The sequence below is a fragment of the Winogradskyella flava genome, from assembly GCF_014243395.1.
GTDB lineage: Bacteria > Bacteroidota > Bacteroidia > Flavobacteriales > Flavobacteriaceae > Winogradskyella > Winogradskyella flava.
The window spans coordinates 42,731-61,847 of sequence record NZ_JACLCP010000004.1; the positions used below are offsets into that span (position 1 = coordinate 42,731).

Below are 19,117 nucleotides of genomic sequence, written 5' to 3' on the forward strand. Positions count from 1 at the left end.
TTCGGATATTATACGTCAGGTATTTTATATATCACTATTAGGTATTTTGTATATCTCTAAATTTAAATATAGTTATTTTGATATACAAAATACATTATGATGCTTTTTGAATAATGGTATTTAAGATAAGGGTTTCGGGATATTTACTATCTTCGAAAAAGATCTAAAAACTTAGATATATTTACGAGTTGTAGCACATTTGAGAAAATCCAATGAAACATAAATTGAATGAATATTGTCCTTGTTGCGGATACGACACATTTGACCCTAAAGACAGATTGAATTATTGCATTTGTCCAATTTGTTTTTGGGAAGATGACCCTATTGGATTTGAAGATGAAAATTTTGTAGGAGGTGCAAATAGAGTTTCATTAATACAAGCACGGCAAAATTATATCAAGTTTGGAGCTTGTGAAGAATCGATGATTTCTAATACACGAAAAGTAAATAATAGTGATACTCTAAATCCCGAATGGAATAATTTATGAAACCTGAACTGAAATATATTGAATTAAAAACTGGATTTGGAGACAATGGTCCTGCTTGGATTGGAATGGCTGAATTTTCAAAATCTGGCAGAACTGTATATTTCAATGGAAAAGCTTTTAAAAATTCAAATGCTCGTGGAATATCTGGAAACTATTATGACATAGAAAACGGAGACGAATATTGGATTTCTGGAATTAAGAAAAACGGAACAGACAGACATTGGGCTGGTAGCGGAAAAATAATGATTGACAGAAATGTTGTTGACCTTTATTTAAGTCTTGTCGACTTCAATGTTTTGGACAAAAACCGATTTGAATTAGTTAAGATTAAACCAACGGACAAACAAAAGTTTGCGGAATTGGAAAATGAAAAAATAAATTAAAACGTGCTACAACAATGGCTATAATTCAGCGTGGCTGAAGAACTAATATGAACACTAAAACAACAAATACGGCGGATTTCAACTGCGGAATAATTCTGCCGAATCATTCCACGCCGAAATCATAGCCGAGACCGTTAGTGGCAATGCTTCGCACGAGAAAACCGTTTCGCTTATAGCGAAACTTCTTTTTGCTCTATTGCCACTAACGGCCAGACAGCACGACGGCTATTCGCTGGCAATAGCATATGGCCATTTCCTTTTACAATAATGAAAAGTAATCCCCACTAGGCACTGCCACTAACATCGGGTAAAGCGAATAACGTCTAAAGGCTTCTATTGCTTATATTTGTTACACAAACATCGCAACTCGCCTTACCCGTCTGGCCGTTGTACACAATATGAAAAAAATACTTTTACTTCATTTAAAAATTGTCGGAATATTAAGTGTTTTGAATTTTTCAAGTTGTGTTATGACAACCGAACCCGAAACTTTTTTAATTCCATCAGATTTTAGAGGGCGAGTAAATATAATTTATGACCAAAAATGCGGAGAGGAAGCTGAATTTGAAAATGATAGGAGAATTTACCGAATTCCAAACGACGGAATATTATTAACCAAATTTGAAAAGCCTGCTGGACTTATTGACCATAAATATTTCCTCGTAGATAGTAGCGGAACTCGTACGGAGTTGACAAAAATGGATGTTAGGGATTATAACGAAGATTATACAATTACGAAAAACCCGAATGAACCACCAAGAGACTCTCTCGGAATTTTTAAATGGGGAAGTTTAGGAAACGCAACCGGAATGAATGACAACGGTAGTTATTCTTTTCAAGAATTTTTAGTAACCGACTACAACGAATTAGGAAATAATAGCGGAAGGAAATACATGAATTTCACACAATTGATTTCTGAAAAACGGACTGATTGTGAATAAAAAATACTGTGTATAACAATGCGTATAGTTCATTGCTTCTGAATCGCTAACCGGGAGATCCCGATACAATTTGTATCTTTCCTTCATTAGAAAGATTTGCGATCTCAGCTTCGCACTTTTGCCCACTCGGAATTTTCGCCGTGCACGGCTCATCCAACCGCAAAAGCGCTTCGCTGCTAGTCGCAACAAACCATACACAAACACGTTAGGCACAATTAGAAAAATGATCAGATTAATAATATTAACTTTTTTGATTTTAACAAGTTGTATTTCAAACGGACAAAACAACTTTGAGGGAATTATAAAGTTCTCAACCGAAATCACCACAACTGAATTAGCACCAGACGGATTTCAAAAGCAATTGAATGATAAATATGGTGACAGTTTGTTAATGTATTACTCGAAAAATGGGAACTTTCGCAGGGTACATCTAAATAGTGCTGATTTTGGAACAGACTCTCAATTTTATATGAACAATAATGGGAAACTCATCTTCACGCATAAAAACAGCACCCAAGTTGATACTTTAGATGTAACACAAAATTCAATAAGGTTACTACGAAAAAATAAAGTTGAAAGTCAAAATATAATAGATTTAGAATGTGATTGTTATGAGTATAAAGCTACAAGCGATGATATCCAAAACATAACTTTGAACTATTGTTTTAGTCCTAAAACTGCGAAACTAAATCCCGAATTTTATTCAAAACATAACGACTTTTTTCTGAATGATTATTACAGCCTTGCCCAAAGACCATATCTCAAATTTTCAATCAAAACGGAGTTTTTTAAAATAACCTATTTGGCGACTGAATTGACTGAAAGAGAAATCGATAAAAACGTATTTGAAGTAAAATAACGGTGCCTAACAATGGCTATAATTCATTGTGGTATTATACCACACCAAAATAAAAGTATAAATCAAACGGCTGGATTTCGGCGGAATAATCCTGCGGATGATTCCACAACGAAATCATAGCCGAGACCTTTGTGTGTAATTTGAGCAATGAGACAAACAATAACCAAATCTGACAAAAATTTAAAAATTCTGAACAAGCTAATTGCGAATGGATTTTATACAGGTTATATAGGACCCGAAAAGTTTGAATTAATGCCAAAGCGTTTTCCGAATAATCATAGGTTAATCGGAATTATAAATGAGAATGGAAATTATGACGTGAAATTTGATTTTAAGTCACCAATGAATATTGCTGGAAAAATATTAATTGGACTTGGAATTTTGACCATAATAGTTTCTCTAATAAATGGAATTTGGATTTTACCGATAGCGTTGACTATTTTAGGACTGATAGTTTTTGCGGATTTTAAACTAAAGAAGAGAAAAGAAATAAATCGTTTGACTGATAAAATCTTGGAATTTCATAAATCGGAATATGAATAAAAAACTACTCACAACAATGTGTAATCTCGAATACGGCGGATTCTACTTCGTCCGAATCCACTCGGAATTGCTAACGCATGTGCCAAACCGAAAATTAACGCATATTACTCCGTAACTGACGGTTATACGTGACCGTTATCTTCAATTAGATGAATAAAAAATGGGAAACATATAATCCTCAATGGATTGTTGATATTGCAAAGGAGCAAATTCCTGATAAACCAGAAATTATTGCAGCTCTATCAAAGTGCATCAAAGCTAAAATAGAAAGTAGAGCTTACATATATTTTGTAAATGGAGATAATCCAAATGAACCTAATTCTGAATGGCAATTTGAGGAAAATATAATGCTTGAGGATAAGAAAAATGGAACAATAGTTCTTGATGTACTTAAAGAAAATAAAATCGGTGGAGTAGAATTTTTAAAATACTTGAAATGAGTAAGTATTTCAAAAGAAAATGGGATGAAACTAGAGGTGACGAGTTTGACTCTTGGGGAACATCAACTTGGTACTTTGAAGTAGACCCTGACGGATATCCTATAAGACAAATTGAATTGTATGAAAATGGGAACAGATTAAAATATCATTCCGAAAAAACTTTTGATGATTATGGAGGTCTTGGTGACCAAGTTATAGATATGGATGAATTTCTAAGCTTTGAAATAGAAAAATCGGAATTTGATAATGAATGGAATAAGTCAAATCCTAAAAAGGAACATCAAGAGATTTTGGATTTAATTTCTGATTATTTATCAAATCATTACGATCAAAGGTTCGGACAAGCAATATTCAATCTAAGGATTAATGAATTTGTGAACAAAACTGACCCCGCAAAAGAGGATTACAAAATAAGAGACATTCACGGTGACACTGACAACAAAATTCTTGAAAGAATAAAAAGTCAACTTGAATGGTTTGAAAAACAGAAAAAAAGAAGATAACAAAATGTATATTGCATTGCTACTCTTCGAGATAGCAACGACAACATACATGGGACGTTGTAGTGCATTTGACCAAACAATGAAAATAATCGAAAAAAATAGAGATTTTAATCAACCATTAATATGGAATGGTGATTTGAATGATGACTGTACAGCTAAATGGTCAGGTCTAATGTTACGTGCAGAATGGATGGATGAAGATTATTGGTGGTGGTGCGTTTATGATATGCTTGACAACGAAAATCAAATTGACAGTTCTAATGAATATGACGAACGAATTATTGGTGGAAAGAACGCAAGAGAGAAAGCTGAAGAAATTGCCCGAAATTACCTAAAAGATGAGTTGGTAGCTGAACTGAAAAAATCTGGAGAAAACGCTGATATTGATAAATTGATTGTAGATTTAAAGCTTATTGGAATCTCGCCAATGCATTCTATTCTGACTTTAGTAAAAGATTTCGGATTAGAGCATCAGGAAGCGAAAAACAAGGTCTTTGATTCCCCAATTTGGAAAGGATTAAGAGAACAATCAGAAATGTTGACTCAAGCCTTTATGGATGTCGCAGCAGAAGAAGCTGACGAAGTTGAGTATTACGAAGATGGACACGTAAGTTCTGTCACTATTGACTTAACAAAAGATGACGTTAAAAAGGAAAAACCAACTTTTTGGAAAAGAATAAAATCGAAATTTAAATAATAAAAACGCACTACAACAACGACTATAAGTAATTGCTTGTTCTCGTCCACTTCTGAAAATCCTCTCGGATTTTCTACTTAGTTTGTATTTGCTAATTTAGTTGCTCAAACATGCAGCTAAACATACACAAAACCGTTGTACAACATTTAAATTAAATGGAATTCGAAATAAAAAGAATAATCACTATCGAATTTTCTGATGATAAATTAAAAGTTGATTTGAATAATCTTGGGGAATATATTTCCAAAAGACTTTCGGAAAGAGATTATGGATCTTCTGTGGTTAAATATTTCTGGGGTTTTGAGCTATTTAAATTCGATGGTGGATTTGCTCAATTTTTTAGAAATGAAATTGAGAGCTGGAAACATTCAGTTAAATGGTTTGTAACGAATTCGAATCTTGACTGGAATGAAGTTCATAAAATGAATGAATTGCAGACTCTTAAATTAATTAAAAACGAGATTTTATCATCAATTAAGCGGATTGAAAAAATGAAAAGGAAGCCCAAAGATTTTGATTATAAAAATCTAATTCTGGACCTGGAAAAAATTCTAACAGAATATATTGAAAATAACATTGTACAACAACATGCATAATTCATTGCTAGTTCTAGCCTAGCTTTCGACAAGCGCAGGCCACCGCTTACGAAAATCCTCAGGGACTTTAAATCTGTGATTTATTTGCTAAATTAGGTGCTTAAACACACAACGAAATCATACACAAACCGTTAGCAATAATTTGGTGCAACCTTTTAGAGGTTTATGCATCTTATTAGTAAAGGATTATTATAATGAGAAAAATAATAGGTTTATCGATTTTGTTTTTTGGACTTTTCTCTTGTGGTTCAGATGAAACAAACGAAATTCTCAATGCAGAATTAATTGGAGAATGGAAATTAACGGAAGCCTATATAAGTGCTGGAGGTCCGCAATACTGGGTTGATGTGGAAAATGGTGAGGAATTCATGTTTTTTGAAAATGGATTGTTCAACTCCAACAGATTCTCGGAGTGTACTACCGGAACTTTTTCAACAGAACAAAACGAACTGTTGCTGAGATATAATTGCAATGGCTTTGAATCCGGATCGGAAAATGAGGACGGCTATATTACTTACGACTTGAATTTTGAATTTGACTATTTTATTATAACACCATCAAGTGGTCCTATTTGTATTGAAGGATGTAGTTATAAATATCGAAAGAAATAAGAACTGTTGCCTACAGCCCGTATAATTAATTGCTAACTCTAGCTTAGTTTCAAATACTTTATCTGCGATTTAATTGTTAAATTAGTTGCTTAACCGAGCAACTAAACATGCACAAACACGTTAGCCGATCAATTTAAATTCAAATAGAAATGAAAGTTACAGCCGAAAAAAATGAAAAGGTTGCCAATATGATATTTGCAACCATCTATCCGCTTTACCTGAATAGATTGGAGAAAAATGGTAGAACAAAAGAAGAACTCAACCAGGTAATTAAATGGTTTACAGGTTTTGATGAAGCCACCTTAAACGCGCTAATTGATGAAAAAGTGACCTTTGGAACATTTTTTCAAAAAGCAAAGATTCATCCTAATGCTCACCTCATTAGAGGAGTCGTTTGTGGTTATCGAATTGAAGAAATAGAGGATGAATTTGAATTGTATAAACAATGTAGACAAATGGAAAAGCTCATTGACGAATTGGCAAAAGGTCGTAAAATGGAGAAGATTTTAAGAAAAGATGGGTAATAAAACTAGTACAAATAAGATGTTTCAATTGTAGCAGTATAATCGAACCATTTCAGTTAAACAAATGCTTAAACAAAACGTAATGAAGCTTTTCAGTATTATAATTGTCGTTGTTGGATTATCCATGTGCTCCGTGTCAGCCCAAGAGGGTTGTTTAAATCAAACGAATCTTAAAGCATTAGATGCCTCATGGGAAAAGGCGCAATTAGAATTAGACCTTGATTTTATAGAGTCCCTACTGGCAGAAGATTTTGTTTGGGTCCATAACCATGCCAATACAATTGATGATAAAACAGCTGTTTTAGAAAGAATCAAAAGATACATAAACAGTAATAATAAAAGTACTAAATCGCGAACGTCTAGAGATGTAAAAGTTATTATTTCAGGAACGACGGCTATTGTTAGAGGATTTACAATAATAGATAGAGGTCCGAGGCCAATTACATATCATTTTATGAGAACCTATATCGAAGACAATGGAAAGTGTTGCCTCATAGCTAATCATACCATGGCAGTTCCAGAAAAAGAAAAAGACTAAATGCAAAGTCGTAATGTACAGAACCAATTGTTCATTGCAATTTCTAGATCATTTAAAAAATAAATTTGTGTTTATAGCTTAGGCTGTTCTCATAACATGACTGAAGTAAAAACCAAAAAAGCCCAAACAAAACGAATTGCCCAGGCTTTTTCAGCTATTAACCAACTTAACTAACACTATTATAAAAATTAATTTATAATAACCATTACTTAAAACTTATCTCACTATAATAGACGTAATAGTTTCGATTTTATTTCAAGCATTTCTAAGTTTAACGTGTATTTAACAAAAACCCGAAACGAGCGTTTCGGGTTTTCTTATTTAATAGCTAAACATTAACACTAACCATCAACTATTTATGTAAACTATTAAATATTACTCTATATCATAAAGACTCGTAATTGTAACTATTGTGACAGTTTAAAGTCATAAAGTTTTTATAAAAATCCACCTCCAGATTTTTCATCATTATCTCTGCGCTTACGAGATTTTGCTCGGTATTTGCCTCCTCCAAAACGGTAAGATAGTCCAGCAAAGATGGTTTTGAATTCTGGCATGAATTCTACTTCTTGTCTAAACGGTCTTTCGCTTAAAATATTAATTTCCTGTGTGTCAAAAACGTTATTGAAGTTTAAGCTGAAGGTTGCTCTATTATCTTCTAAGAAATTGTAACGCATGCCTAAGTTAACAAAGTACATAGGCTCCATCTCAAAGTTAAGGCCTGTGTCTTTTCCTCTATACATGGCAAATGCAGAGAATGATAATTTTTTGCTCGCTTTAAAATTGTTGAAGATTCTAAAATTGTAAATCAAGTTGTCAACTTCAACATTGTTTAGTTCGATGTCGCTTTCTGTAGGATTGATAATAGTCGGATCTAAGCTTTCTGCAAAACCACGTTGTGTCCGTCCATACATATCAAAACTGGCATTAAAACTCCACCATTTTGTAGGTCGGTAACTTCCTGAAACTTCAAATCCATATGCTGAGGTATTATCAAAATTGTCAATTCTTAGAATTACTCGCCCAGAGCCAAGTGTAGAACGATCTACAAAAACACCTTGATTGATTTCATCTTCAATCAATCTGTAAAACACACCAGCAGTAATGCTCCCTTTTTCTAAATTTCGCGTATAATTAACTTCTGCAGAATTTGTAAACTGTGGTTCTAACTCTGAGTTACCAAACTGCGAAATCAAAGGCGTATTAAACTCCGGAATTGGATTTACCTGTCCAACACCTGGTCTATCAATACGTCTACTGAAGCTAAACTGGTAAGAGTTCTTTTCTGAAGCTTCATAGGTGATAAATGCAGATGGATATACTTGTGTGTAATCGTTTTCAAAAGGAAATTCTGTAACAGCATTAGTGGTTAAATCTGTATCTAGAGCCAAGGCATCTACATTCACCGTTTCTGCTCTAAGCCCAAATTGATAAGACCATTTATCCTTTTTCATGCTGTAACTCGCATAAACCGAGTAAATATTTCTTTCATAGTTAAAATTGGTTGCAGTAGGAATATAGTTCCCAGATTCGTTTAATACACGACCATCAGAATTATAGTTTATTGTGTTTTCAAATAAACGCGCCTGAGCACCTAACTCTAATTTAGAGGTTTCAGATAAAGGATTAACGTAGTCAAGATTAATCTCTGTTCTTTTTCTGTCGATATCCGTAAATTCATCAAAATCTGGTCGGCTTCCAACACCGCTGAAATCATTATTCGTAAAAATATCATTATCAAAAATATTGTGGTCGGCTTCAATTTCTATGTTATGCCCCTCTTTATCAAATTCTAATTTATAGTTGACGTTATATTGTTGACTGTTGTTTTCATTATTATTATCAAATAACTGTAATTGGTTGCTACCTGGTGAATTTCCAAAAATCAATTCCGTTTCACCTAAGGCACCACCATCAAAAATGTTCTGATTGGTAAATACAGAAAATGTGTTTTTATCATTAATATAAAAGTCCACACCCAACTTAAATAAGTGTGAGTTTCGAATGTCTGTTATATCGAATAACTGCGTTAAGTCCGATTCGGTTTGCACGAGTTCACCAATATTGGCATTACGTGCTATATTATTTCCATAGCTTCCATAAAAGTTGAGTTTGCCATTTCTATAATTCATATCCAAAGAACTATTGAATTTAGGTTCAATTTGATAACCAAGTCCAAAATTAAGGTTACCATTAAAACCGATATTCACGTTTTTATGGAGTATAATATTAATGATACCACTCATACCATCAGGATTGTACTTTGCTGAAGGGTTTGTAATTAATTCGATTTGCTTAATTGAAGTCGAAGGAATTTGTCTCAGCAATTGAGCGGCAGGAATGTTTGAAAGCTTTCCATCCACCATGACCTGAACATTTTGGTTACCTCTTAAGGCAATATCACCCGTTTGTTGGTCTACATTTACAGATGGAATATTATTCATAATGTCAGAGGCTGTAGGACCAGAGGTTGTTAAATCTTTACCTACATTTATGACTTTTCGATCTATTTTTTGTTGAATAGTTGAGGTTTCAGCCACTACGGTGACTTCATCCAAACTTTCTGAATCTTCCTCGAGTAAAAGGTCGCCCAGATTAACGTCATAGTTACCTTTTCCAATAGTTTCTTGTTTTGAAATCGTCTTATAACCAATATATGTAATCTCTACTTTAATTGAGCCTTCGGGAATCTTTTTGACTTCAAAAGTACCATCACTATTGGTAATGCCACCAGTTATGATTTTGTCTGCAGCATCCTTTACAATAACATTAACATAAGGTAAAGGCTCGTTGAGCTGAGCATCTAAGACACGTCCTGAAACGGATCCGTTTTTAATTTCTGAATTTGAATTGGGTTGTGCGCTTAAAATGATTGATGAGATCATGATAAGCATTGCAAAGAAATGCTTCATTTTTGATTGATTTTTTGATTGATTTGATAGTTTCTTAACCTGTAGACGACTACTTTTACATTATGTTACCCTATTTAACATTAGTTAACATCATTTTAACATATGAGCAAAAAAACATTGGTGCTTGGTGCATCGCTTAAGGCAGAGCGTTATTCTAATATTGCAATAAACAGACTCCGTAAATATAACCATGGGGTAAAGGCCTTTGGATTAAAACCTGGAGAAGTAAACGATGTAGAAATCGATACCGAGTTGATGCCTTATGAAGATATTGATACCGTAACCTTATATTTAAATCCTAAGCGACAAGAACCATATTACGATTATATCATTGGATTACATCCAAAACGAGTGATATTTAATCCGGGTACAGAAAATCCTGAATTCTATAATCTACTCAAACAGCATAATATTGAATTTGAAGTCGCTTGTACTTTAGTTTTATTAGGAACTGGTCAGTATTAATACCATCTTCGATTTTTTAGGCGTCCTAGTTGTTTTATGATGCTTGTGAAAATCCTTCACTACTTGCAGTACTAGACTTGGTTGATATCAATAACAAGCCTATAAAGGTAATAAAGCCGTTAAGAATTAAAATCTCCCAATGAAATTGATATGTCCCAATTACAGATTCAGGTAAAAGGGTAATGGCATAACTAATAGCAATAGAAAGTAAGGCAATAATCCATGCGTATTTGTCTTTAATGTTACGTTTGGTTAAAATTCCGAAAGTAAATAGACCTAGTAGTGGTCCATAAGTAAAGGTGGCAAACTTAAATAAATTGCTAACTACATTTCCATCTAGGTAGTTGAAGATTATTACAACAATTACAAGCACCACAGAAACACCGACATGTACCTTTTTTCGTAGTGGTTTTTGTTCTTCTTTAGGTCGTTTTTCAATATTTAAAAAATCTACAGAAAAGGACGTTGTTAAGGATGTTAGCGCGCTATCTGCGCTAGAATATGCTGCCGCAATTAAGCCAATAATAAAAATAACGGCTAGTGGTTTTCCAAGCCCTTGGTTCATTGCGATCTCTGGAAATAATAAATCTGTACGTACACGACCATCAACCTTCGGAATTTCAACTCCAAATTGTTCAGCATAAATAAAAAGCAAAGCGCCTAATGATAAAAATGCAAAGTTTACGATGACTAAAAGCACAGACATACTTATCATATTTTTTTGTGCGTCCTTATCGGTTTTACAGGTTAGGTTCTTTTGCATCATATCTTGGTCGAGACCGGTCATGGCAATTGTAATGAAAATTCCTCCAAGAAAATATTTCCAGAAATATTGTTTAGAGTTAATGTCATCAAAAAAGAAAATTTGACCTTTTTCAGCAAAAGCATCGGAATTTAAAAACTCAACATAGGACCAGTCCAATTTTTGATTTATCAGATAAATGGCTAATCCAACTGCGGTTAGCATAGCCAAGGTCTGTAATGTGTCGGTCCAAATAATGGTTTTTATTCCACCTTTAAAAGTATATATCCATATCAATAAAATAGAAATAACTACGGTGGCCCAAAACGGTATTCCCATTTGTTCAAAAACAATGTATTGCATAGCCAGCGCTACCAAAAACAGCCTAAATGATGCACCAGTAACTCGTGATAATAAAAAGAAAAAAGCACCAGTTTTGTAACTCACAATGCCAAAGCGCTGTTCTAAATATTGATAAATCGAAGTAATATTAAGTTTGTAGTAAAGTGGTAATAATACAAAAGCGATAACAAAATACCCGACAAAAAAACCAAGTACGCCTTGCATATAGGCAAATTCTTCACCACCAATCAATCCAGGCACGGAAATAAATGTTACACCAGAAAGTGAAGCGCCAATCATACCAAAGGCAACCAAGTACCAAGGTGCAGATTTATTGGCCTTAAAAAAAGCGGCATTGGTGTCTTCTTTACCTGTGAAATATGAGATGAGTACTAGGACTCCAAAGTAACCTGCAATTAAAATTAATATAGATGTAGGACTCATATTGGCACATTTTAAAAGAATTAGTTTCGAAAAATAGTACATTTGAAAAAAAAGAGCTATTTAAATTACATTTTTATGAAAAAGAATATCCTACTATTCATCTTTTCCATGTTTACGTTTTGTGCATTAGCCCAAGATCATAAACGACTGATTGCTGAGGGCACTTACACTGTTGAATATATTGTAGAGATCGCTGAGCGGCATTTCGATTCTGTTGGTCGAGGACGCGGAACAGGTTATAAACCTTTTAAGCGTTGGCAATATTTTGCAGAGCGTGCCATGGATGAGACTGGAAAATTAAAAACACCAGAATTTTACTATAATGAATTGGAAAATTATAGTGCGAGAATAAATGATGAGGGTTTAGTAGCCAGAACTACGGTGGGCACCTGGGAAGAAATGGGACCAACGTATTGGAATGCCTCTTCTGGTTGGAATCCAGGAGTGGGTCGTATAACTGCTTTAGCTGTAGATGACAATGACCTTAATCATATCATTGTAGGGAGTCATACAGGTGGTGTGTGGAAGAGTATTAATGGAGGTGCTTCTTGGTCGGTTATGACTGATAATCTGGCAAATATTGATGTCTATGCTTTAGCTATAGACCCAGTAAATAATTCGACTTATTATTGGGGCTCAAGAGGTGGTTCTATATTTAAGTCAATAGATAGCGGAGCAACTTGGACATTGCATAGTACGTTACCGAGCGGAAGAATAAATAGAATTCTAATTGATCCAACAAATACTTCAAAAATGTATGCCAGTTCAGAAGGTCAAGGACTATATAAGTCTTTAGATGGTGGAGCCACATGGAATTCAATATATATTATCCCAACAGGTAATGGTTATGATTTTGAATTTAAGCCAGGTGATATGAATGTTGTATATGCTTCAGGAGAAGACTTCTATGTGTCGACAGATGCAGGCAATACCTTTACGAGAATAGATGGTACGGGGGAAAATGAATTTGGTTCTGGTCCAAAGATGATAGGTGTGTCTCCTGATGATCCTAATGTGGTTTATGTATTAGAAGCGTCTAGTGGAGTTTTTGGTGCACTTTATGTTTCAACGGACAGTGGCAATACTTTTACAAAAAGAACTCACACGCAAAATTTCTTTGGATATGCTACTAACGGGAATGATGCTTTAGGTCAGGCGCCACGAGATATGGACATTACTGTGAATCCTAATGATGTTAATGATGTGCATATAGCAGGTATTAATACGTGGCGGTCTATTAATGGAGGTTTAAGTTTTAATATTACATCGCAATGGGTACCTGGAGATGCTGCTAACCTTGGTATAGGCTATTGCCATGCCGATGTAGATATCATGCATTTCGCAGGTTCAGGAGCCAATATTAAACTTTTTGTGGGTACAGATGGTGGTATCTTCAAGGCGGATGATCCAACAGTGGTGAATTCTAGTTATTATACGGACCTAACTCCTGGTCTAGGTATTAGACAATTTTATAGGATTGGCATCAGTCAAACCGATCCTGTTGTTGTTACTGGCGGTTCACAAGATAATGGAACCTCTACCTTAAGGGAAGATGGCAATTGGACTGATTGGCTCGGCGCTGATGGCATGGAGGGTTTTGTGGATAAAAATGATCCCTCGGTAATGTATGGAACAACTCAATTTGGATCTTTATATAGAACGCAATACAGTCTTTTTGGAAGTAACTTATCTAACTTGGTACAACCAGATGGAAAGGGAGGTCAAAATAGTTGGAATTGGGTAGTGCCTTTTGAACAAGATCCAATCGTTCAAAACACAATTTATGTAGCTTTTGATCAAGTTTACAAATCGACTGATTCAGGAAATTCTTGGACATCTATATCTCAAAATTTTGCAGCGGATATAGACCACTTTAAAGTAGCGCCTTCGAACAATCAAACAATGTATTTGGCCATCAATGATGCTTTTTGGTTTACTAAAAATGGCGGTGCTTCATGGACATTATCATCTTTAAATTCAAATGGTAGTTGGATCAATGAAATAGCAATTCACCCATCAGACGCAAATAAAGTAGCTGTTGCTGTTAATGGCAGTCAAAAGGTTTATCTAAGCACGGATGGTGGTGTCTCTTGGAATTCGATACGATGGGATTTGCCTAATTTCTCTGCCCAAGCTTTGGCATGGCATGATAATGGAGAGGATGGATTGTATGTTGGTATGAACTATGGTGTATATTATACCGATAATGATTTAGGTAATACTTGGGTGCCTTTTAACAACGGTTTGCCAAATGTAAGAATTAATGAATTGGAAATAAATACGGCAGACAATAGGATATATGCAGCTACTTTTGGTAGAGGCTTATGGAGATCTGAAGTATACAATGAAAATTTGAGTGTTAACAATTTTGAATTTAATGATTTCTCAATGTATCCAAACCCTGCAGCAAATGAAGTCAATCTAAAATGGAATACTATTGAAGATGTTAGCGTACGAATGTACGACGCACAGGGTAAAATTATCTTTTATGGAAAGAATATCAATTTATTTAATGGCTATAGAGTAGATGTATCTTCATTCGATACTGGCATTTATTTTGTAAAACTAAACAGCAGTAAAGGTGAAATCACTAAAAAACTCATTTTAAAATAAATATTGACAAATCTATTGGATAGCCCAATTGTAAATGATTTACAGTTGGGCTTCTTTATGTTCAAAATTCAGTAACTTCGCAGCTATGGAATTTTCATCGAAGCTTCTGGAAAACGCAGTAAACGAAATGGCGCAATTACCAGGTATAGGTAAGCGTACTGCTTTGAGATTGGTACTGCATTTATTGCGACAGCCAGAGCATCAAACGTTTCAATTATCTGAAGCATTATCTAAAGTTAGAGCAGAAATCAACTTTTGTAAATCTTGTCATAATATTAGCGACAAGGTGTTATGCGAAATTTGTTCAAACACCAATCGTAATGAAGAATTAATTTGTGTGGTTGAGGATATAAGAGATGTCATGGCCATTGAAAATACCAGTTCTTTTAGAGGCTTATACCATGTATTAGGTGGCAAAATATCTCCTATGGACGGTATTGGCCCGCAAGATTTGAATATTAACTCTTTGGTCGAAAAAGTTAAAACGGGAAAAGTCAAGGAACTTATTTTTGCCATGAGTCCAACCATGGAGGGCGATACCACCAACTTTTACATCTTTAGGCAAATACAAGACCATAATGTGGCTATGTCGACTATAGCAAGAGGTGTTGCTGCCGGAAACGAATTGGAATATACCGACGAGATTACATTGGGTCGCAGTATTATTGATCGTGTACCTTTTGAAGCTTCATTAAAATCTTAAGCTTATTTTGAAGCTATCCATAGTCATACTGAATTACAATGTGCGTTACTTTTTAGAGCTTTGCTTAAAAAGTGTTGAAGCTGCTATTAAAGACATTGATGCTGAAATCATAGTTGTGGATAATAACTCGCCAGATGATAGTTGTACTATGGTAAAGCACCTGTTCCCAAATGTCGTTTTAGTTAAGAATAAAGTGAACTCTGGCTTTTCAAAAGGAAATAACATGGGAGTTGCTAAGGCCAAAGGCGAGTACTTATGCATTCTCAATCCAGATACTGTAGTTGCAGAAGATACATTCAGAAGAGTTTTGAGCTTTGCAGAGTCCAAATTAGATTTAGGTGCTGTTGGCTGCCAGCTTATTGATGGTCGTGGTAAGTTTCTCCCAGAAAGTAAACGGGAAATACCAACAGCAAGAATTGCTTTTCAGAAGTTAAAGGGTAAAACGGATAATTATTACAATAATACCTTGGGTATTGATGATATAGGAAAGACAGATATTTTAGTTGGAGCTTTCATGCTTTTAAAAAAGACAGTTTATGATCAAGTTCATGGTTTCGATGAGGATTACTTTATGTACGGAGAGGATGTGGATTTATCCTATAAAATCCTAAAAGCAGGCTATTCCAACTATTATTATGGAGAGACTACAATCATTCACTATAAAGGTGAAAGTACCATAAAAGATAAGGTATATGCCAAGCGCTTTTATGGTGCTATGGAAATTTTTTACAGAAAGCATTTTAAAAAAAATGTTCTAACCTCGCTATTTGTAAAGTTAGGCGTAAAATTAGCTGCTTTAAGAGGGGGGAATACTGTAAATGAAGAACTTAATTTTAATGAAACAATAGTAGTATCAGATAGTATACCAAATTCACTAGAGGCGCACTTAAAACCACCAATCACTTTAGTTTCAGATTTAAAAGATATAACCCAGAACGTACAGGTTATCTTGGATTTAAATTACCTTAGTTATAGGTCAATAATAGATTTTATGAAGCATAATAACGCTTCCACGCAGAATTCATATCGAATATTGCTAAAAAATAGTAATTTTATCCTTGGAAGCGACAGCAGCGTCAATAGAGGAGAGATACTTCTTTATTGAATATTTACTTGAATAAAAATCAATAAATCAAGCTAATTTTTATTAATTTTGCACTGAATTAGCGAATTAAGACCTTCAAATTATAGATATGGCAAAGTTTGAACTTAAGTTACCTAAAATGGGTGAAAGTGTTGCAGAAGCAACTATAACATCGTGGCTTAAAGATGTGGGAGACACTATCGAGGCTGACGAAGCCGTTTTAGAAATTGCGACAGATAAGGTAGATAGTGAAGTGCCAAGTGAGGTAGATGGTGTCTTGGTAGAGAAGCTATTTGAGGTTGATGATATTGTACAAGTGGGTCAAACCATTGCTGTCATAGAAATAGAGGGCGAAGAAGCCAGTACAGAAGCTCCTGCACCTAAGGAAGAACCAGTCGTTGCCCAAGAAGCACCTAAGCAAGTCGCTGAAGTCGCTCAAACAGTGGTTGCTGCGAAAGAAAGTGTCGCGCCGATTGTGTCATCTGGAGAACGTTTTTATTCACCTCTAGTGAGGAATATTGCTAAGCAAGAGGGTGTTTCACAATCAGAACTCGATAGCATTCCTGGTACAGGGAAAGATGGTCGCGTGACCAAAAACGATATTAAAAGCTATTTGCAATCCCGTAGTTCTGCTCCAGCAGAAAGTGCTCCAAAAGCTGAACCTGTGCAAGTAGAAAAGCCTGTTGCACCAACTTTAGAAACTGAATCTAGTTCAAATGCACAGCAAGTAGAAGCAAAGGTAGAGAAACCAAAGACTCAAGAAAGACCGAGTCCTGAGCCAATTATGGCTTCAGGTGATGATGAGATCATTGAAATGACCAGAATGGGTAAGCTTATTGCCAAGCATATGGTTGATTCCGTTCAAACCTCTGCACATGTACAATCCTTTATAGAAGCAGATGTTACCAATATTTGGGATTGGAGAAATAAGCATAAAGAAAGCTTTAAAAATAGAGAGGGAGAAAACCTGACATTTACGCCAATATTCTTGGAAGCTGTTGTAAAAGCTTTGAGGGAATTTCCTATGATGAATATTTCCGTGCAAGGTGATAGCATTGTAAAAAAGAAACATATCAATTTAGGCATGGCGGCTGCCTTACCCGATGGTAATCTTATTGTCCCGGTCATAAAGGATGCAGACCAGCTTAACTTATTTGGACTAGCTAAAAAGGTGAATGATCTAGCGAATAGAGCACGTTTGGGACAACTAAAACCAGACGAAATACAAGATGGGACCTATACTGTAACCAATGTGGGAACTTTTGGAAGTATTATGGGAACTCCTATTATCAATCAACCACAAGTAGGTATACTAGCTCTTGGCGCTATCAGAAAAGTGCCTGCTGTTATAGAATCACCTCAAGGGGACTTTATTGGTATACGCTATAAGATGTTCTTATCACATTCTTATGACCATCGCGTAGTTAACGGTGCTTTAGGTGGGCAATTTGTAAAAGCTGTAAAGGATTATTTGGAAGCTTGGGACTTAAATCGAGAGATTTAGTTTAAATAAGTCTCGTAATATTATAAAGCACAATCCTACTGATTGTGCTTTTTTAGTCTTTAGCGAATCCGTCCCACCGTCTCATGTATTCAATAAATATAGCACTTAATCCCTCTGATTTTAAATGTTCAACAGATACTGGATTAGGGATTGGGGCAAAATCAATGTCATCAATTACTCGTTTGGGAAAATCATGATGTAAGATGCCTGAACGTCCAATAGTTACGAAATCAACACCAGCATCAAGAACATTTTTTACATCTTGTCCAGTTCTGATATTGCCAGCGACCGTTAATTTAACTTCCTTAAAGTCAAGTCGAAGTACATGCTCTAAGAGACTCATGTTACTGTTGGGATATTCTTCGTGTGTTTTAAAGCAATCCCAAAGCGAGAAGTCTAAAAAGTCTATGCATCCATCATCTATGAGTTTTTGACTTATTTCTTTAATCTCTGACAGTTTCATTCCAAAGCGTTCAGGCGATAGTCGAATTCCTAAAAGGAAATCTTTGCCACAGGTTTCTCTAATACCTTTGATAATTTCAAAAATTATTCTAGATCTGTTTTCAAGAGAACCACCATATGCGTCATTTCGTTGGTTGATTTTGGAACTTAAGAACTGGGTAAGAATATAGCCGTGCGCACCATGAACTTCAACACCATCGTAACCACATTTTTGTGCTCTTACAGCAGCAAAAATGAAGTCATCTCGTAGTTGGTGAACCTCTTCTAAAGATAAAGCTCTGGCATTATGTTTTTCACTTTTTGATGGGCAAACAGCCTTTTCTTTTATCACTTCAAATGGTGAACGCATACCAGCGTGGTGTAATTGAATAACGGCAAGACTTCCATAAGACTTAATTGCAGAAACTAGTTTGTTGTGACCATCTATTAAGTTGTCAGAACATATACCTAGCTGTCCGGGAAAACCTTTTCCAATAGCTTGAACATGAGAAGCGCAAGTCATTACCAATCCAAATCCACCTTTGGCTCGCATTGTTAACCAATTAAACTCTTCATCTGAGAGTTGGCCATTCTCATGACTTTGTTGATTGGTTAATGGTGCTAACATAAATCTATTGGGCATATGTGCGCCGCAACTAAATTTTAGTGGGGAATTGATTGGTCTATGCATTTTATCTAATTAGAAGTAATAAGTGTTGTGCAAATTAATATCAATTAAATGCT

The 19,117-nt window shown here is 35.0% G+C and carries 20 protein-coding genes; 17 read left to right on the forward strand and 3 right to left on the reverse strand.

All coding sequences use genetic code 11. The features are described from left to right. Positions 1 to 212: 212 nt before the first annotated feature. The 12 genes from H7F21_RS12870 to H7F21_RS12925 all read left to right on the forward strand — a co-directional run bounded on the left by H7F21_RS12870 (position 213) and on the right by H7F21_RS12925 (position 7,123). Complete coding sequence (locus H7F21_RS12870; RefSeq protein ID WP_094968176.1) at positions 213 to 488, forward strand: CPCC family cysteine-rich protein; 276 nt, start codon at positions 213 to 215, stop codon at positions 486 to 488. After that, a complete protein-coding gene (locus tag H7F21_RS12875) occupies positions 485 to 871 on the forward strand; it encodes a hypothetical protein (protein ID WP_185789713.1) in 387 nt (128 codons plus the stop codon). The genes H7F21_RS12870 and H7F21_RS12875 overlap by 4 nt, the downstream gene beginning before the upstream one ends. Before the next feature lie 470 nt (positions 872 to 1,341). Beyond that, positions 1,342 to 1,812 (forward strand): DUF6843 domain-containing protein, encoded by a 471-nt coding sequence (locus H7F21_RS12880; RefSeq protein WP_185789714.1) that lies wholly within the window; start codon positions 1,342 to 1,344, stop codon positions 1,810 to 1,812. Positions 1,813 to 2,062: 250 nt separating this feature from the next. After that, positions 2,063 to 2,671, forward strand: a complete 609-nt coding sequence (locus H7F21_RS12885; RefSeq protein WP_185789715.1) for a hypothetical protein — start codon at positions 2,063 to 2,065, stop codon at positions 2,669 to 2,671. A gap of 147 nt (positions 2,672 to 2,818) precedes the next feature. Then, positions 2,819 to 3,214, forward strand: a complete 396-nt coding sequence (locus H7F21_RS12890; protein ID WP_185789716.1) for a hypothetical protein — start codon at positions 2,819 to 2,821, stop codon at positions 3,212 to 3,214. Positions 3,215 to 3,363: 149 nt separating this feature from the next. Next, on the forward strand, positions 3,364 to 3,654 hold the full coding sequence (locus tag H7F21_RS12895) for a hypothetical protein (RefSeq protein ID WP_185789717.1): 291 nt from the start codon (positions 3,364 to 3,366) through the stop codon (positions 3,652 to 3,654). Then, positions 3,651 to 4,157, forward strand: a complete 507-nt coding sequence (locus H7F21_RS17425; RefSeq protein WP_246431484.1) for a hypothetical protein — start codon at positions 3,651 to 3,653, stop codon at positions 4,155 to 4,157. The genes H7F21_RS12895 and H7F21_RS17425 overlap by 4 nt, the downstream gene beginning before the upstream one ends. Next, entirely contained in the window at positions 4,132 to 4,854 is a 723-nt protein-coding gene (locus H7F21_RS12905) for a hypothetical protein (protein WP_185789718.1), read from the forward strand. Before H7F21_RS17425 ends, H7F21_RS12905 begins: the two co-directional genes overlap by 26 nt. 155 nt (positions 4,855 to 5,009) lie before the next feature. Continuing rightward, the gene (locus tag H7F21_RS12910; RefSeq protein ID WP_185789719.1) at positions 5,010 to 5,450 is read left to right on the forward strand and encodes a hypothetical protein; all 441 of its coding nucleotides are present in this window, start codon (positions 5,010 to 5,012) and stop codon (positions 5,448 to 5,450) included. A gap of 194 nt (positions 5,451 to 5,644) precedes the next feature. Beyond that, entirely contained in the window at positions 5,645 to 6,061 is a 417-nt protein-coding gene (locus H7F21_RS12915) for a hypothetical protein (RefSeq protein ID WP_185789720.1), read from the forward strand. Between the two features lie 149 nt (positions 6,062 to 6,210). Continuing rightward, entirely contained in the window at positions 6,211 to 6,585 is a 375-nt protein-coding gene (locus H7F21_RS12920; RefSeq protein ID WP_185789721.1) for a DUF2200 domain-containing protein, read from the forward strand. Between the two features lie 82 nt (positions 6,586 to 6,667). Beyond that, positions 6,668 to 7,123, forward strand: coding sequence for a nuclear transport factor 2 family protein (locus tag H7F21_RS12925; RefSeq protein ID WP_185789722.1), 456 nt, complete (start codon positions 6,668 to 6,670; stop codon positions 7,121 to 7,123). A gap of 437 nt (positions 7,124 to 7,560) precedes the next feature. Here the strand turns inward: H7F21_RS12925 and H7F21_RS12930 are convergent, their stop codons facing one another. Beyond that, on the reverse strand, positions 7,561 to 10,035 hold the full coding sequence (locus H7F21_RS12930) for a TonB-dependent receptor (RefSeq protein WP_185789723.1): 2,475 nt from the start codon (positions 10,033 to 10,035) through the stop codon (positions 7,561 to 7,563). A 102-nt stretch (positions 10,036 to 10,137) separates the two neighbouring features. Here H7F21_RS12930 and H7F21_RS12935 point away from each other — a divergent pair, with 102 nt between their 5' ends. Next, positions 10,138 to 10,500: a CoA-binding protein gene (locus H7F21_RS12935; protein ID WP_185789724.1), complete on the forward strand. Its 363-nt coding sequence runs from the start codon at positions 10,138 to 10,140 to the stop codon at positions 10,498 to 10,500. 34 nt (positions 10,501 to 10,534) lie between these two features. Here the strand turns inward: H7F21_RS12935 and H7F21_RS12940 are convergent, their stop codons facing one another. Continuing rightward, the gene (locus H7F21_RS12940; protein WP_185789725.1) at positions 10,535 to 12,028 is read right to left on the reverse strand and encodes a sodium:solute symporter; all 1,494 of its coding nucleotides are present in this window, start codon (positions 12,026 to 12,028) and stop codon (positions 10,535 to 10,537) included. Positions 12,029 to 12,103: 75 nt separating this feature from the next. Between H7F21_RS12940 and H7F21_RS12945 the strand changes: the two genes are divergently transcribed. The 4 genes from H7F21_RS12945 (at position 12,104) to H7F21_RS12960 (ending at position 17,932) form a co-directional block, all read left to right on the forward strand. Next, complete coding sequence (locus H7F21_RS12945; protein WP_185789726.1) at positions 12,104 to 14,641, forward strand: T9SS type A sorting domain-containing protein; 2,538 nt, start codon at positions 12,104 to 12,106, stop codon at positions 14,639 to 14,641. 85 nt (positions 14,642 to 14,726) lie between these two features. Then, entirely contained in the window at positions 14,727 to 15,344 is a 618-nt protein-coding gene (recR, locus tag H7F21_RS12950; RefSeq protein WP_185789727.1) for a recombination mediator RecR, read from the forward strand. 7 nt (positions 15,345 to 15,351) lie between these two features. Further along, complete coding sequence (locus H7F21_RS12955) at positions 15,352 to 16,449, forward strand: glycosyltransferase family 2 protein (protein ID WP_185789728.1); 1,098 nt, start codon at positions 15,352 to 15,354, stop codon at positions 16,447 to 16,449. Positions 16,450 to 16,537: 88 nt separating this feature from the next. After that, positions 16,538 to 17,932 (forward strand): dihydrolipoamide acetyltransferase family protein, encoded by a 1,395-nt coding sequence (locus H7F21_RS12960; RefSeq protein WP_185789729.1) that lies wholly within the window; start codon positions 16,538 to 16,540, stop codon positions 17,930 to 17,932. A 52-nt stretch (positions 17,933 to 17,984) separates the two neighbouring features. Here H7F21_RS12960 and H7F21_RS12965 read toward each other — a convergent pair whose 3' ends face one another. After that, complete coding sequence (locus H7F21_RS12965; RefSeq protein WP_185789730.1) at positions 17,985 to 19,064, reverse strand: NADH:flavin oxidoreductase; 1,080 nt, start codon at positions 19,062 to 19,064, stop codon at positions 17,985 to 17,987. Positions 19,065 to 19,117: the final 53 nt, after the last annotated feature.

Coding starts and splice junctions, on each gene's coding strand:
- H7F21_RS12870 (WP_094968176.1), top strand. CDS start 213: ATGAAACATAAATTGAATGAATATTGTCCTTGTTGCGGATACGACACA.
- H7F21_RS12925 (WP_185789722.1), top strand. CDS start 6,668: ATGAAGCTTTTCAGTATTATAATTGTCGTTGTTGGATTATCCATGTGC.
- H7F21_RS12965 (WP_185789730.1), bottom strand. CDS start 19,064: ATGCATAGACCAATCAATTCCCCACTAAAATTTAGTTGCGGCGCACAT.
- H7F21_RS12930 (WP_185789723.1), bottom strand. CDS start 10,035: ATGAAGCATTTCTTTGCAATGCTTATCATGATCTCATCAATCATTTTA.
- recR (WP_185789727.1), top strand. CDS start 14,727: ATGGAATTTTCATCGAAGCTTCTGGAAAACGCAGTAAACGAAATGGCG.
- H7F21_RS12920 (WP_185789721.1), top strand. CDS start 6,211: ATGAAAGTTACAGCCGAAAAAAATGAAAAGGTTGCCAATATGATATTT.
- H7F21_RS12895 (WP_185789717.1), top strand. CDS start 3,364: ATGAATAAAAAATGGGAAACATATAATCCTCAATGGATTGTTGATATT.
- H7F21_RS12880 (WP_185789714.1), top strand. CDS start 1,342: ATGACAACCGAACCCGAAACTTTTTTAATTCCATCAGATTTTAGAGGG.
- H7F21_RS17425 (WP_246431484.1), top strand. CDS start 3,651: ATGAGTAAGTATTTCAAAAGAAAATGGGATGAAACTAGAGGTGACGAG.
- H7F21_RS12960 (WP_185789729.1), top strand. CDS start 16,538: ATGGCAAAGTTTGAACTTAAGTTACCTAAAATGGGTGAAAGTGTTGCA.
- H7F21_RS12875 (WP_185789713.1), top strand. CDS start 485: ATGAAACCTGAACTGAAATATATTGAATTAAAAACTGGATTTGGAGAC.
- H7F21_RS12945 (WP_185789726.1), top strand. CDS start 12,104: ATGAAAAAGAATATCCTACTATTCATCTTTTCCATGTTTACGTTTTGT.
- H7F21_RS12890 (WP_185789716.1), top strand. CDS start 2,819: ATGAGACAAACAATAACCAAATCTGACAAAAATTTAAAAATTCTGAAC.
- H7F21_RS12910 (WP_185789719.1), top strand. CDS start 5,010: ATGGAATTCGAAATAAAAAGAATAATCACTATCGAATTTTCTGATGAT.
- H7F21_RS12940 (WP_185789725.1), bottom strand. CDS start 12,028: ATGAGTCCTACATCTATATTAATTTTAATTGCAGGTTACTTTGGAGTC.
- H7F21_RS12915 (WP_185789720.1), top strand. CDS start 5,645: ATGAGAAAAATAATAGGTTTATCGATTTTGTTTTTTGGACTTTTCTCT.
- H7F21_RS12935 (WP_185789724.1), top strand. CDS start 10,138: ATGAGCAAAAAAACATTGGTGCTTGGTGCATCGCTTAAGGCAGAGCGT.